Genomic DNA, 13,339 nt, shown 5'->3' on the forward strand with positions numbered 1-13,339 from the left:
ATTTTTACAGTTTCTATTTTGTAAAAAAGCCTAGCATTGACTAGGCTTTATTGTTACCAAGGAAGTTAAACTGGCTAATCTATGCGGAGCATTTTACGTTACTTTTATTTCTACCTAATCTTATTTGGCTTTTTCAGCCCGACCTTCGCACAACAAAACTACCTCACATTTCCTGCCCATAGCCAAAATATTACGGTCGACCACAAAAACATTTTCTGGTTTATTCACTCAGGCCAGCTATTCAAAAGTGACGGAAAACATCAATTCGCTTACCCATCGAAACAATTGACAAAAATTCATTTAGATAATGTTTCCCAATTGGTCGCAACAGAGCAATACCTTTATTTTTCAATGCCTGAAGCCTTACTCAGGCTGGATCTCTACTCAGATGAATTAGAACCGATAACACAACATGCCGTCGAACAACTACAGCGTCTTGATGAAGCTCATGTAGGCTATCTATTAAACAACAAGCTATTTAGAACCGATAAAGAAAAACCTATTCGAGTCCCGATCGTTGAACCACTTCAACGATGGGCAAGCGTAGATGGCGTTTTCTTTGGCTTAACAAAATCAGGTCAACTTTGGCAATGGTCAGAAAACAAACAAGCCCTATCACTTCAGCAATTACCATGGTCGGTTAAACAACTTACAGCAACGCCGTTAGGTGTTGCTGTAATCAATGCATCCGACGAGGTATTTTTAGTTCACGATACTCGAATCGATTACCTGGGACTGACCGGCATTAATCACCTGTCTTATTTCAAGAAGGCCCTTTATTCGGTTAAGCACGGCGCACTGACACGAACAGAGCTTTCCCCACCATTTCAACAAACAATAACGCGCTGGCCATCATTTTATGCAAATACTTTGGCTGTAGGGAGAGAGCTCTGGGCGCAAAATCGAACTGGACAATGGATTATACCAACGCTCACCCCTTACTCGTTCAAGGCGAGTGATGATCCAACCATTTCAAACGAGCCACAAAATCGCGTGCTCAACAAAGGGCTTGAGGATTTCCAAGAATTTAAAAAAACACGCACCGTCTTTGATTTCGTGTATTTGCGTTCCGACCGCTGGGCAGTTGCTAGCAACTCTGGGGTTTATTGGTTTTCTGCCCAGCAAGGCAGCTTTACCTTATTTTCCGATAAAACCGATATTACCCATCTTTTTTACAGCGGTGGTGACACGATTTGGCTTATAAGCGATAAAGGCACTTGGCTTTACAATTTCCAACAGCAAGAAATTTTAGCAGAGTTACCTAACATCACGGCGCAAGACGTTACAACGCTGACGCAAAACTTGTCAGCCTTTGTTTCGAATGGACAACTTCTTAAACTGAATGAAGTAACTAACGTTATTTCACCCATTGCTTTGCCTCCCGAAATAGCACAAGTGACGTCAGTCTATGCCTATTCGATAGACAAATTACTCGTTGGCACAAAAACAGGGGTTTGGAGCGTTGTTCTTAGCGAACAATTCGAGGTGGAAAGACCTCGTAAAGTCACCGATTTTGGAGTGCGAACAATAAAAGCATCACGGCAAGGGGTATGGCTTGTTGGAGACATTCACATTGCTCATTTGCACTTACCTGCTGGCCCCGAGAGCTTTGCTCCTGACGCCTATCAAGTGGATGAATTAGGCCCCCCGTTCGAACATTTTGCAATGGCCTCCTATCGCGACAAAGTGCTAATGCTCAAAGACAGTCATCTTTTCTTACTTGGCAGCTATGCCCCATCCACAACACGTGAATGGTTCGTAAGCCATGTTCGTTTTTCTCAATCAAACACAGCTCTAAGTAACGATTTGACCGGCGAAACTCATATTTGGCGCCCAACCGATAACATTGTTACCCCCACGTTGGCTGACACCGTAACGATTTGGCTCAGTGGTTGTGATACCTGCCAGTATCAAGTGAGTTTTGATAACGGCCCATGGAAGCCAGTAAACAGCCCTGAAAACCAAATACATTTTCCCGCTCATGCGTACTCTACCATTAAAATTATGGGCAATGATGGTAGCTCTACAGCCCCACTCTATTTACACCTTCAATCGAGTTTAGCATCAAGTCTACCTTGGCCCAGCCTTGTTATCATGATGCTAATTGGCGGGGTAATGGCCATCGCTTGGTTATGGTCCAGACAGCAACTAAAACGGCACAACGAATTTGCTCAAGCTCTCATGAGTCATTCGAAAGATGCTATTTGGCTTGCAGATGAACAATTTAAGATCGTTGAAGTAAATGATGCCTACTGCCAAGTCACAGGATTTAAACCTGACAATGTCATAGGTAAACGTCCGAAAATTAAAACTAAAACAGGTAGGAACAGACAGTTAGAAAGCTACATTGCAAGAGAAGTACAAAGTACCGGTCATTGGAGTGGTGAGTTGTGGATGCTTGGCGCAAACGGACAGAAAATGGCGCTGGATTTAGCCGTGACGAAGCTCGCACTAAAAAAACGAGAGAAAGCCCAATTCTATTACTTAGGGGTGTTTTCAGACATCACATCAAGAAAAGATAATGAAGAAGCACTGCTAACTCTATCTACTCGAGACGCGATCACCGGTTTACCCAATAGAAATCTCTTTATGGAATCGTGCACCCAAGCAATTTCCAGTTGCAACGACACTTTTCCATCCTTACTTGTGATTTTAGTCGACATTGATAATTTTAGAAAAATTAATGATTTACTTGGACATCATGCGGGAGATTTTCTACTTAAAGACATCGCGACTCGACTGCAAACATGCCTAGATAAGGGCTATACGATTGCGCGTTTTAGTAGTGATGAGTTCGCTATACTCGTGCCTCCATACCTTTATTCAGGCATGACCATTTTCTTTGCCAAAAAACTCGCAGATACCATCCTCAAGTCCTTTACACGACCATTTATTCATAATGATGTTGAGACTAATATTTCTGCTTCCTGCGGACTTGCCGTTTACCCAGATAACGGCCACGACACTGAGCATCTACTGCGTGCGGCAGACAGTGCTTTAAGTCATGCAAAATCGCAAGGTCAGAATCGCTTCCAGTTCTTTGATAGCACATTGCATAGCCTTGACCCTAAAGTGCTTACCCAAGAGAGTGCATTGCTCAAAGGTATAGAAAATAACGAGTTTATTCTCGTGTACCAACCAAAATATAGTGGCAATGGTAATGAATTAAGTGGCTTTGAGGCTTTGGCTCGGTGGCCACAAACCGATGGTAGTAGCGTACCACCGAATGAGTTTATTCCACTCGCCGAAAGCAACGGTACGATAATCAAACTCACCGACAACTTGCTTGTGCAAGTGTTTGCTACAGTTCAACAATGGATAAGGCAAGAACTGATTTTTGGACGAGTGGCAATTAACATTTCAGCGCTGCATTTTCAAAACCCAAGTTTGGTTGAAACACTCTCACAGTTACTCAAAGATTATGCAGTGCCTGCCCAGAACATTGAGTTAGAAATTACTGAAAGTGCGATGATGGATAACCCTGAACTTGCATTGAGGCAAATGAGAGCGCTCAAATCACTGGGCTTTACCATCGCACTGGATGATTTTGGCACTGGCCACTCTTCTCTGGGTCAACTGAAGAATTTCCCTATTGATGTGCTCAAGATCGACAGATCGTTTATTTTGGATATCGTTAATGGAGAACAAGATAGGAATATCACGTCGACGATCATTAGATTAGCGAAATACTTAAATATGGAAGTGGTCGCGGAGGGGGTCGAAACAGAAGAGCAAGCTTATCTTTTAAGCATTATGGGTTGTAACATACTGCAAGGTTACTATTTTTCCAAACCACTAATGTCAGACGCAGCCCTTCGTCTTTTGGAAGAAATTAAAGCGCAACAGCAGATTAAGCTAAGCAACACTTAACCTAATCTGCTAAATTCAAACATTACTCCGCTTTTTGCTCGCGTCCCAACAGGGCCATTGCGGCTTCTTTAACGTCTTTTTGCTGATACAATACTTGATATATTTGCTCGGTAATCGGCATCTCAATCCCAGTGCGCTTAGCTAAAAGGTACACTTCTTTGGTATTTCGATAGCCCTCCACCACTTGACCAATACTCGACATCGCGTCATCCACATTTTTGCCTTGCCCAAGCGCAAGACCAAAACGGCGGTTACGTGATTGGTTGTCCGTACAAGTCAAAATAAGATCACCCAGCCCCGCCATCCCCATAAAGGTTTCTGAACGCGCACCAAGCGCACAGCCTAGGCGACACAATTCAGCTAAACCTCGAGTGATTAGCGCTGTTCTTGCGTTCGCTCCAAAGCCAAAACCATCAGACATCCCCGCCCCAATAGCAATCACGTTTTTAACCGCACCACCAAGTTGGATACCGATAAAATCGTCATTGCTATAGACTCGAAACGAGCGTCCGCAATGAAGCAATTTCGCCAATTGACTACGAAAATCTGAGCATGTCGACGAAACTGAAATCGCAGTAGGTAGACCAGCTGCCATTTCTTTCGCAAACGTCGGTCCTGACAATACAGCAAGTGGAACTTGCTCTCCTAAGACTTCCAGCGCGACTTCTTGCAACAAGCGACCAGTATCGGGTTCTAACCCTTTTGTCGCCCAAGCAACACGTGCACCATCAAGCAGATAAGGCTTTATTTGCTTCAGGGTTTCAGCAAACGCATGACTTGGCACAACCACCAATATGAGTTGGCTGGCTTTAACAGCCGTTTCTAAATCAGCTTCAAGCTCAAGTGAATCAGGCAGTTTTAATCCAGGCAAATACCGCGCGTTCTCTCGGGTATTTGCGATGTCTTCAATGTCTGCAGAGTTGCGACCCCACAGCGTAACTTTGTGACCGTTACGGGCAAAACAAATAGCAAGGGCGGTGCCATATGACCCCGCCCCTAAAACCGTAACAGCTGATGATGCTGTACTCATAATGTCACTTAATTAAGCGTTAGCTTCTGCTTGCTCTTCAGCACCTTGTTGAGCCGCGCGTTGTTGCATGTATTGTGCAAATAGCGCGTCAAAGTTCACTGGAGCTAGGTTAAGTTGTGGAAAAGTACCACGGTTAACTAAACTTGCAACCGCTTCACGAGCGTATGGGAAGAGAATATTAGGGCAGAATGCACCTAACATGTGCGCCATTTGTAGCTCGTCTAAATCTGCAATGCTGAAAATACCAGCCTGCTGGATTTCACATAAGAATGCGGTCTTGTCGCCAAGCGTTGCTGTTACCGTTAATGCCAAAACCACTTCATAAACGTTATCGCCCAACTTGTTTGAACGCGTGTCCATGTCCAACTTCACTTCAGGTGTCCACTCAAGTTGAAAGATTTCTGGCGAATTTGGTGTTTCAAATGAAACATCTTTCACATAAATACGTTGAATTGCAAATTGTGCGCCGTCTTGCATTGCTGCTTCGTTTTGGTTTTGTTCAGACATTACTATTCCTAATCTTGTTATCCAGACCTTTTTTGAAAGGTCCTAATTAAATTTATATTTGTTTAAGCGCTAAGCAATGAATTCAGTTTGCCCTGAGCTTCCAATGCCATCATGTCATCACAACCGCCGATATGCGACTCATTGATAAAAATCTGTGGCACTGTTGTACGGCCATTCGCTTTTGCAATCATTTCATCTCTTAATTGCGGCTGTTGGCCAATGTCAAATTCAGTATACTGTACCCCTTTGCTATCAAGCAAAGCTTTAGCTCGATGGCAGTACGGACAGTAGTCTTTGGTATAAATGACAACGTTACTCATAAGTTCACTTCTTCTATTATTTGCTGGTCGGTAAACCCGCGCCTTGCCAAGTACCCATGCCACCTGACAACACGTAAACTTGCTCAAATCCTGATTTCAAACATTTCTCAGCGACAGCTGAAGCCGTGATACCAGCATTACACACAAGTATAATGGGTTTGCTTTTGAAATTTTCAAGGCTAGAAAGTTCCCCTTGTTTCGCTTTTTCTGCGTTTAAGTGGATAGCGCCTGCAATGTGACCTGCACTGAATTCTTTCTGCGCACGAATATCAATCACTTGCCCTTCTTGACGATTCACAAGCAAAGTGAGTTGTTGCGGGTTGATTTGTCTAATTTTTGAAAACTGACTTTTAAACCAACTGCCCACCAGCATTGCCGCTATCACTATCCACAAAATACTTAAAACGGGGTGGTTACCAACAAATGCAATATATTGATCCATGCTTTTATACTCTTTCTGTGAAGGTTTCTGGACGTTACGCCCAATGAAATTTCGTACTATGCGCGCAAGTATACACAGACTCTCGTGGTAAAACAGCTTTTTGGCGTTAGCGAATCGTTCTTCTGATATTTTAGAGTACTTGAAGAGAAATCACGCGACAAAGGCTGAAAAGAAGCACAAAACACGATATGCTACAGAGGAAGTTCGTGCCACATGTCAGGAGTCCAAATGACCGCGAAGAAAAAGCCTTTAGTGTTAATGATTTTAGATGGTTGGGGATACAGAGAAGAAGCAGAAAGCAACGCTATTTTAGCTGCAAATACGCCAATTTTAGATTCACTCTGGGCAACATGTCCGCACACACTAATTTCGGGCTCAGGACTTGATGTTGGTTTACCTGCAGGTCAAATGGGTAACTCTGAAGTGGGTCACGTGAACTTGGGTGCTGGTCGCATCGTGTATCAAGATTTTACTCGTATTACCAAGTCAATCGACGATGGTGAATTTCAACACAATCCAGTACTTGTAGAAAATATTGATAAAGCGGTTGCTAAAGACGCAGCCGTTCATTTGATGGGACTATTAAGCCCTGGTGGTGTACATAGCCATGAAGATCACATCATTGCCGCAATGCAGCTTGCTGTCAAACGTGGCGCTAAAGCCGTTTATCTTCATGCATTCTTAGATGGTCGCGACACACCACCTCGAAGTGCAAAAGCATCAATTGAACGCATTGAGAAAGAATTTGCTCGCCTTGGCACCGGACGATTAGCGACAATCATCGGTCGCTACTATGCCATGGATAGAGATAACCGCTGGGATCGTGTCGAAGCCGCTTATAACTTAATGGTGGATGGTATAGCGAACTTCACATTCGAAGATGGTGTCAGCGCACTAGAAGCGGCTTATGCTCGTGAAGAAAATGACGAGTTTGTTAAGGCTACGACTATTGTTCCTACTGGCGAAAACGCGGCAGTGATGAACGACAATGACACCGTCATTTTTATGAATTTCCGAGCTGACCGCGCTCGTCAAATGACACGTACATTTGTCGATGCAAATTTCGATGGCTTTGCGAAAGTTCGTACTCCGGCGCTCAGTGCATTCGTCATGTTAACTGAATATGCCTCAGATATTAACGCACCAATTGCATTTGCTACCGAATCGTTGAGCAACGTGCTTGGTGAGTGGCTTGCGAAGCATCAAAAAACTCAGTTGCGTATTTCGGAAACAGAAAAATACGCTCACGTAACGTTCTTCTTCAGTGGTGGTCGTGAAGCGTTGTTTGACGGCGAAAAACGCGAACTCATTCCATCGCCAAAAGTCGCTACATACGACCTTCAACCGGAAATGAACTCTACGCTTTTAACCGATAAGCTTGTTGATGCAATCCACGGTGGTGAGTTTGATGTGATTGTCGTCAACTACCCCAATGGCGATATGGTTGGTCACTCGGGTGTATTCGATGCTGCAGTAAAGGCCTGTGAAGCAGTAGATCGTTGCATAGGACGTGTCGTTGAGGCATTAAGAGAAGTCGGTGGCGAAGCGCTAATCACCGCAGACCATGGTAATGCTGAGCAAATGGCAGATCCTAGCACCGGACAATCACACACAGCGCACACAAGCGAGCCTGTACCATTTATTTATGTTGGCCGTGATGCAATCGCGCATTCAAGCAAAACGTTAAGCGATGTTGCCCCAACAATGCTGCACCTACTTGGCATGGAGCAACCGCCAGAAATGACAGGTTCTCCTATCGTTACTTTGAAGTAATGAACTCTGCTCGTTTAATTTCACCTCAATCACACAGCAGTAACGTTAAGCGACTGCTGTGTATAATTTTTTGCGTATTGTCTTTTTCGTGGTGTAGTCCGTTACTCGCAAATGAAGACCGAACAAAACAAGATCTTGTCGAGGTCCAAGAAGAAATTAAACGCAGCGAAGCTCGTTTTGCTGAGCAAAAGAACGCGCTAAAGAGACAGGAAAAACAACTCAGACAAGTCGAACGAAGTGTCGCTGAACATGTTCGCGCACTTGAGTTAACACAACAAGGGATGACGGAGAATCGCCAGCAACAGCAAATATTGGCAGAAGAACAAAATCGCTTATCCAAACAACGTCGCCAACTCTCTGCAATTCTCGCCAAACAACTTCAAAGCGCCTACATCAATGGTGCACACGACTATTCCAAGATGTTGTTAAACCAAGAGAATGCGTCAACTTTGGAACGAATGATTGTGTACTACGAATACCTAAATAATGCTCGAACATCGCAACTCGATGCGTTAAAAGAGGTGGTAGCAAAAATAGACCAAAACAAAGCTCGTTTATTGCAAAAGCAATCTCAGCTGGTTGATTTATCCAACGAACAGCAAAGAAGGTTGAATGGGCTTAAAGTCGCACAAGCTGAGCAGGTTGAAAAATCAAACGCACTCCAAAGCACCTTAAATGCGACAAAAACGGCCATTGCATACCTTCGTGACAATGAGAAAACACTTCGTGACACTTTGGCTCAATTGCAAACCGTCAAAGCTCAAACTGTCCAATCTCAAGAAATGGTCGGCCTCAATAACGCCAAAGGAAAATTACCTTGGCCAGTCACAGGCCGTATAGGAAACCGGTTTGGTGCGAAAAAACACACAGGCCTCAACTGGAATGGTGTTCTTATCCAAGCAAATGAAGGAAGTAACGTCACCAGTATTCGACAAGGGCAGGTGGTTTTTGCCGATTGGCTAAATGGTTATGGTTGGGTCATCGTGGTCGACCATGGTGAAGGGTTTATGAGCCTTTATGGTCATGCACAAACACTCCTGCGAGATGTTGGCGACCTTGTGCAAAGCGGCGAACCGATTGCTAAAGTGGGTCAAAGCGGCGGACAGCAAAATCCTGGTCTATACTTCGAAATACGGCATAAGGGACGCGCTGTAAATCCTATCGAATGGTGCAGGAAATCGTAAGGTACGTATCGCTGCACTAAGAGGAGCAGCTCATGAATACGATACCACAAGCAAATCTGCGCCAAGCACACACCTTAGTAAATACCTTTTTTGCTATTCTGTTTGTGTTTCTTACGCTGATAAATCCTGTATTCGCATCAATCACTGATGTCTCATTAAGTGAAGAAGAAAGTAACGAAATTCTGTTCCACATTCACGCCTATTACGTTGAAGACTTACCTATCAGTGAGCTAAGTCAAAACAGTTTAGGCACGTTGTTTGAACATTTAGACCCCTACTCAAGATATTTAGATGAAGGTGACCTAGACGCCATTTTTAGTACCGCAAACGGCCAGTACACTGGGCTTGGGATAGAAGTGGAAGAACGTGAGAGTACGCTAGTTATCACTAACACCTTAAGCAATTCCCCCGCAAGTAGAGCTGGACTGCAAAAAGGTGATGTACTGCTTTTCGTAAATGGCCAGAAGGTGGCAGACAAGCCTCTGAAATACGTCTCTGATATGCTGCGTTCTGCGAAAAAGTCGACTATTAATCTGGTTGTGTCTCGCTCTCAAACGAATATGGAATTCGCTCTGCAACGAGAAGAGATTTCCTTAGATACCGTAACGAGCCAATTACTTCCACGCGGTATTGGCTATGTCTCTATTGCGAGTTTCAATAATCACACTTACCATGATGTAGCAAACCACATTAAGAAACTTAAAAGTAAGTATGGGCGTACCTTACGTGGTTTGATTTTAGATCTCCGCGACAATCCCGGAGGAACATTAAACAGTGCTGTTGCAATTTCTGATCTGTTTTTAGACAGCGGGCTCATTGTGACGACTAAAGGACGTTTCTTCGATGCAAATCAAATCTACCAAGCTCAACGAGGTGACCTACTTCGAGGAGCGCCTATCGCCGTACTGATCAATGAAAACTCGGCATCAGCGGCTGAGATTCTAGCAGGTGCTTTGCAAGATAACCATCGGGCACTCATTATGGGCGAAAGGTCTTTCGGTAAAGGTTCGGTACAATCGCTTATTCCGCTGGGAGAAGGAAAAACAGCGCTCAAGTTGACCACCGCAAAATACTTCACACCATCTGGCCGCTCGATTGATGGAATAGGTATCAAACCAGATGTTGAGATGAATAAAGAGGTACTTTCACAATTGAGTAAAGCCGTTATAATGGACCGTAACAATAATCAAATAAAGCCTGAGATAACGAGTCTTCTCGCAAAATTGGATTCACATTTACTGGCTGAAAAATAATAAAAACGATTGAGTGCTAACAAATAAAATAACGTCTTACCTACTTGGTATCACACTTTTCTTGCTGCCCTGCGCCTTTGCTCAGGCAGCAAGAATTGCCATTGTCATCGATGATATAGGCTATCATCAACGCGATATGGATTTGCTGAATCTACCCGGCAAGCTCACCTATTCCATTTTACCTCACACGCCATATTCTCAGCGCTTTGCTTTCAAGGCGAGCCAACAAGGTAAAGAATTACTACTCCATGTCCCGATGGAAGCAACTAATGAAAAATTATTAGGGCCTGGAGGCCTGACTTCGGACATGGGACGACTCGAATTACAAAGCACCTTGGGCCACGCTCTTGCCAGTTTACCGCAGGTTAAGGGGGTGAATAATCATATGGGGTCAAGATTAACTCAAGAAACTGAACCGATGCGCTGGACTATGGAAATATTGAAGAAACGAGGCCTATTTTTTCTCGACAGCCGCACTACCGTGCAAACGCAAGCTCAACACGTTGCAAACTTAGTGGGTGTAATGAATATTTCGCGCAACGTGTTTCTCGATAATGAGCTCAGCGAAGAAGCAATGCTGAAGCAATTAGAGGAGCTAAAACGCATTGCAACGCATAACCAGTTTGCCGTTGCGATTGCGCACCCTTATCCAGAAACTCAAACGTTTCTAACGGCCCAGTTGCCATTACTTATCGCTCAAGGATTTGAATTAGTGCCCATTTCTCAATTAGTCGACAACAAATACATTCAACTTGCTGACAAAGCGCAAGACATACCGAATACGGTCAGTCATCTGACCGTAACGCCTTAGACATTTAATGCTCTGGTGACATTGAGGTCGGTAACTGACTAAACCTAACCATTGGATTTTCTTTCCTCAACTTCTTCGATACGTCCATTGAAATCTCATATTCTTTATTCGTTTTAAAACGATAAACCTGATTAGCCGAAAACACGTCTATCGTCGCATCGGACGCAAACTTAAATTTAAGCGCATCCATTGTGGGGACCATGAAACTCATCCCCCCAGCCGTACCCTCCATAAATGAGTTGATATCGTCCAGCAACACAAACAAATCATTGTAAGCAATTTCGGTCACTTCAAGCTCTTTGATTTGGGTACTAAACGAAATTGATACATCATCTTTCTTCTGATTGACGTGCATCTTGATGTTTTTAGCATCTTCATAAACTGGTAACTCTAATGTTGCATCCGCACCAATGTTCACTTCTGTCAACAAGTTACCGTCTTTTGTGAACCATATTTTGATGTCCTCGAGTTTAATTTCATCATTCTTAATCTCAAGTTGTGCCTTGCCTGAAACATAAGGTGATTTAACGCCTTTTAACAAACTCAATATCGAGTTTAGCTTGGCATAGTCTGATGAACGCTCGGACGCCATTACTAATGGCGTTACAACTAATACCACTATACAAAGTAATACGGATAATCCTTTCACTCTAACTTTCCCACGTTTAAGTAAATAGTAAATGAAGTCTTGCTATACAATTTATTGATCTGAGACCAAGTAAGAACGCACATTTATGACTAGAATTAGAGCAACTTGCAACGTTAAATAGGTAAATAAATGTTAAAATACGTCTCTGACCTCATGACACCAGATCCACTTTGCATTAGCCAAACGGATTCGTTAAAAGTCGCTCACGATCTGATGCGTGAAAAAAACATCCGCCATATCCCAATTATTGATAACCAAGGTCAGTTGCAAGGTATGTTGACCCAAAAAATCATGATTGCAAACGTCATGAAAATACTGGCGACTTACGGCCAACTGGCTCTAGAACGAAAAGAAAAACAACAGAAGGCTCAAGAAGTCATGGCAACTGATTTTGTCGCAGTGCGTCCTGACGAAAAACTAAAAGACGTAGCAACTTATTTCGTTAAGAACCGTCATGGTTGTTTGCCCGTTGTCACTGAAGATGGCAAATTGCAGGGCATTATCACCTCGTCTGATTTTGTTCGTTTGGCTGCCGCATTACTTGGCAGTGAAGGCTAATCAACTGAATTTGACAGGTAATCCATACACTTCAAGGACAGTTCATACAACGCATCGACTTTGCAAAATGGACGTATGCGGTAACTTCGAATCCTATAGATGAGATACCTTATTTGGAATCTCTCATTCGCCTCTTTTCATCCCCCTAAAAAGCGCTAAACTAGCGGTTTTTAGGGGGAGCATTATGAAACGCACAAAATTAATTAACCATCTGACTGAATTGCTCAAGCCTTTTCAAATTAATGACTATTGTCCGAATGGCTTACAAGTCGAAGGTAAGTCTGAAATAAAGAAGATCGTGACTGGCGTTACTGCGAGTCAAGCGCTAATCGATGCTGCTATTGAACGTGGTGCTGATGCAATTTTGGTTCATCACGGATACTTCTGGAAAGGTGAAGATCAAACAATCACTGGTATGAAAAAACGTCGTATTCAACGCTTACTTGCACACGATATTAACTTAATTGCCTATCACCTCCCCTTAGATGTACATCCTGAACTTGGCAACAACGCACAACTCGGTGCATTGTTAGGCTTGGATATTGAACGGCCTCTTGAACCATGGAATAAATCGAGTGTCGCAGTAAAAGGCAAACTTTCGACACCGATGTCAGTCGAAGATTTTGCGATTTTGATTGAAAATAAATTAGGTCGAGCTCCGCTTGTTAATACCGCAGGTGAACATTTAATCAAGACGGTTGCTTGGTGTACGGGTGGCGGGCAAAGTTTTATAGATTTAGCCGCAAGCCAGGGTATTGACGCTTATCTTACCGGCGAAGCATCTGAGCAAACTATCCATTCATCAAATGAACAGAGCATTCACTTTTTTGCCGCGGGGCACCATGCAACCGAGCGATATGGTGTAAAAGCGTTAGGTGAATACCTTGCAACACAATTTGACCTCGAGGTTGAATTTGTTGATATCCACAATCCAGTGTGATG

General features: G+C 43.5%; 12 protein-coding genes. 7 read left to right on the plus strand and 5 right to left on the minus strand.

Going from position 1 to position 13,339, the window contains the following annotated elements:
• Positions 1 to 81: 81 nt before the first annotated feature.
• Complete coding sequence (locus NI389_RS06660) at positions 82 to 3,870, plus strand: putative bifunctional diguanylate cyclase/phosphodiesterase (RefSeq protein ID WP_308362116.1); 3,789 nt, start codon at positions 82 to 84, stop codon at positions 3,868 to 3,870.
• 22 nt (positions 3,871 to 3,892) lie between these two features.
• Here the strand turns inward: NI389_RS06660 and gpsA are convergent, their stop codons facing one another.
• From gpsA to NI389_RS06680, 4 genes are all read right to left on the minus strand, one after another.
• The gene (gene gpsA, locus NI389_RS06665) at positions 3,893 to 4,900 is read right to left on the minus strand and encodes an NAD(P)H-dependent glycerol-3-phosphate dehydrogenase (protein WP_308362117.1); all 1,008 of its coding nucleotides are present in this window, start codon (positions 4,898 to 4,900) and stop codon (positions 3,893 to 3,895) included.
• Positions 4,901 to 4,912: 12 nt separating this feature from the next.
• Positions 4,913 to 5,407 (minus strand): protein-export chaperone SecB, encoded by a 495-nt coding sequence (secB, locus tag NI389_RS06670; protein ID WP_208844073.1) that lies wholly within the window; start codon positions 5,405 to 5,407, stop codon positions 4,913 to 4,915.
• A gap of 62 nt (positions 5,408 to 5,469) precedes the next feature.
• A complete protein-coding gene (gene grxC / locus NI389_RS06675; protein ID WP_208844074.1) occupies positions 5,470 to 5,727 on the minus strand; it encodes a glutaredoxin 3 in 258 nt (85 codons plus the stop codon).
• 16 nt (positions 5,728 to 5,743) lie between these two features.
• Positions 5,744 to 6,169: a rhodanese-like domain-containing protein gene (locus NI389_RS06680; protein ID WP_208844075.1), complete on the minus strand. Its 426-nt coding sequence runs from the start codon at positions 6,167 to 6,169 to the stop codon at positions 5,744 to 5,746.
• 228 nt (positions 6,170 to 6,397) lie between these two features.
• Between NI389_RS06680 and gpmM the strand changes: the two genes are divergently transcribed.
• The 4 genes from gpmM to NI389_RS06700 are packed head-to-tail and all read left to right on the plus strand — an operon-like array spanning position 6,398 to position 11,190.
• Positions 6,398 to 7,942 carry a 2,3-bisphosphoglycerate-independent phosphoglycerate mutase gene (gene gpmM, locus NI389_RS06685; protein WP_308362517.1) on the plus strand — a complete coding sequence of 515 codons (1,545 nt, stop codon included), beginning with the start codon at positions 6,398 to 6,400 and terminating at the stop codon, positions 7,940 to 7,942.
• Positions 7,942 to 9,126, plus strand: coding sequence for a murein hydrolase activator EnvC family protein (locus NI389_RS06690; RefSeq protein WP_308362118.1), 1,185 nt, complete (start codon positions 7,942 to 7,944; stop codon positions 9,124 to 9,126). Before gpmM ends, NI389_RS06690 begins: the two co-directional genes overlap by 1 nt.
• Positions 9,127 to 9,158: 32 nt before the next feature.
• On the plus strand, positions 9,159 to 10,379 hold the full coding sequence (locus tag NI389_RS06695; protein WP_308362119.1) for a S41 family peptidase: 1,221 nt from the start codon (positions 9,159 to 9,161) through the stop codon (positions 10,377 to 10,379).
• 13 nt (positions 10,380 to 10,392) lie between these two features.
• The gene (locus NI389_RS06700; RefSeq protein WP_372588618.1) at positions 10,393 to 11,190 is read left to right on the plus strand and encodes a divergent polysaccharide deacetylase family protein; all 798 of its coding nucleotides are present in this window, start codon (positions 10,393 to 10,395) and stop codon (positions 11,188 to 11,190) included.
• Between the two features lie 4 nt (positions 11,191 to 11,194).
• On the opposite strand, the gene NI389_RS06705 is transcribed toward NI389_RS06700, so the two are convergent.
• Positions 11,195 to 11,839: a DUF2987 domain-containing protein gene (locus NI389_RS06705; protein WP_308362120.1), complete on the minus strand. Its 645-nt coding sequence runs from the start codon at positions 11,837 to 11,839 to the stop codon at positions 11,195 to 11,197.
• A gap of 129 nt (positions 11,840 to 11,968) precedes the next feature.
• Between NI389_RS06705 and NI389_RS06710 the strand changes: the two genes are divergently transcribed.
• Complete coding sequence (locus tag NI389_RS06710; protein WP_308362121.1) at positions 11,969 to 12,397, plus strand: CBS domain-containing protein; 429 nt, start codon at positions 11,969 to 11,971, stop codon at positions 12,395 to 12,397.
• A gap of 184 nt (positions 12,398 to 12,581) precedes the next feature.
• A complete protein-coding gene (locus NI389_RS06715) occupies positions 12,582 to 13,337 on the plus strand; it encodes a Nif3-like dinuclear metal center hexameric protein (protein WP_308362122.1) in 756 nt (251 codons plus the stop codon).
• The last annotated feature ends 2 nt before the right edge of the window (positions 13,338 to 13,339 follow it).

The organism is Pseudoalteromonas xiamenensis (assembly GCF_030994125.1).
In the GTDB taxonomy this organism is placed as follows: domain Bacteria; phylum Pseudomonadota; class Gammaproteobacteria; order Enterobacterales; family Alteromonadaceae; genus Pseudoalteromonas; species Pseudoalteromonas xiamenensis_B.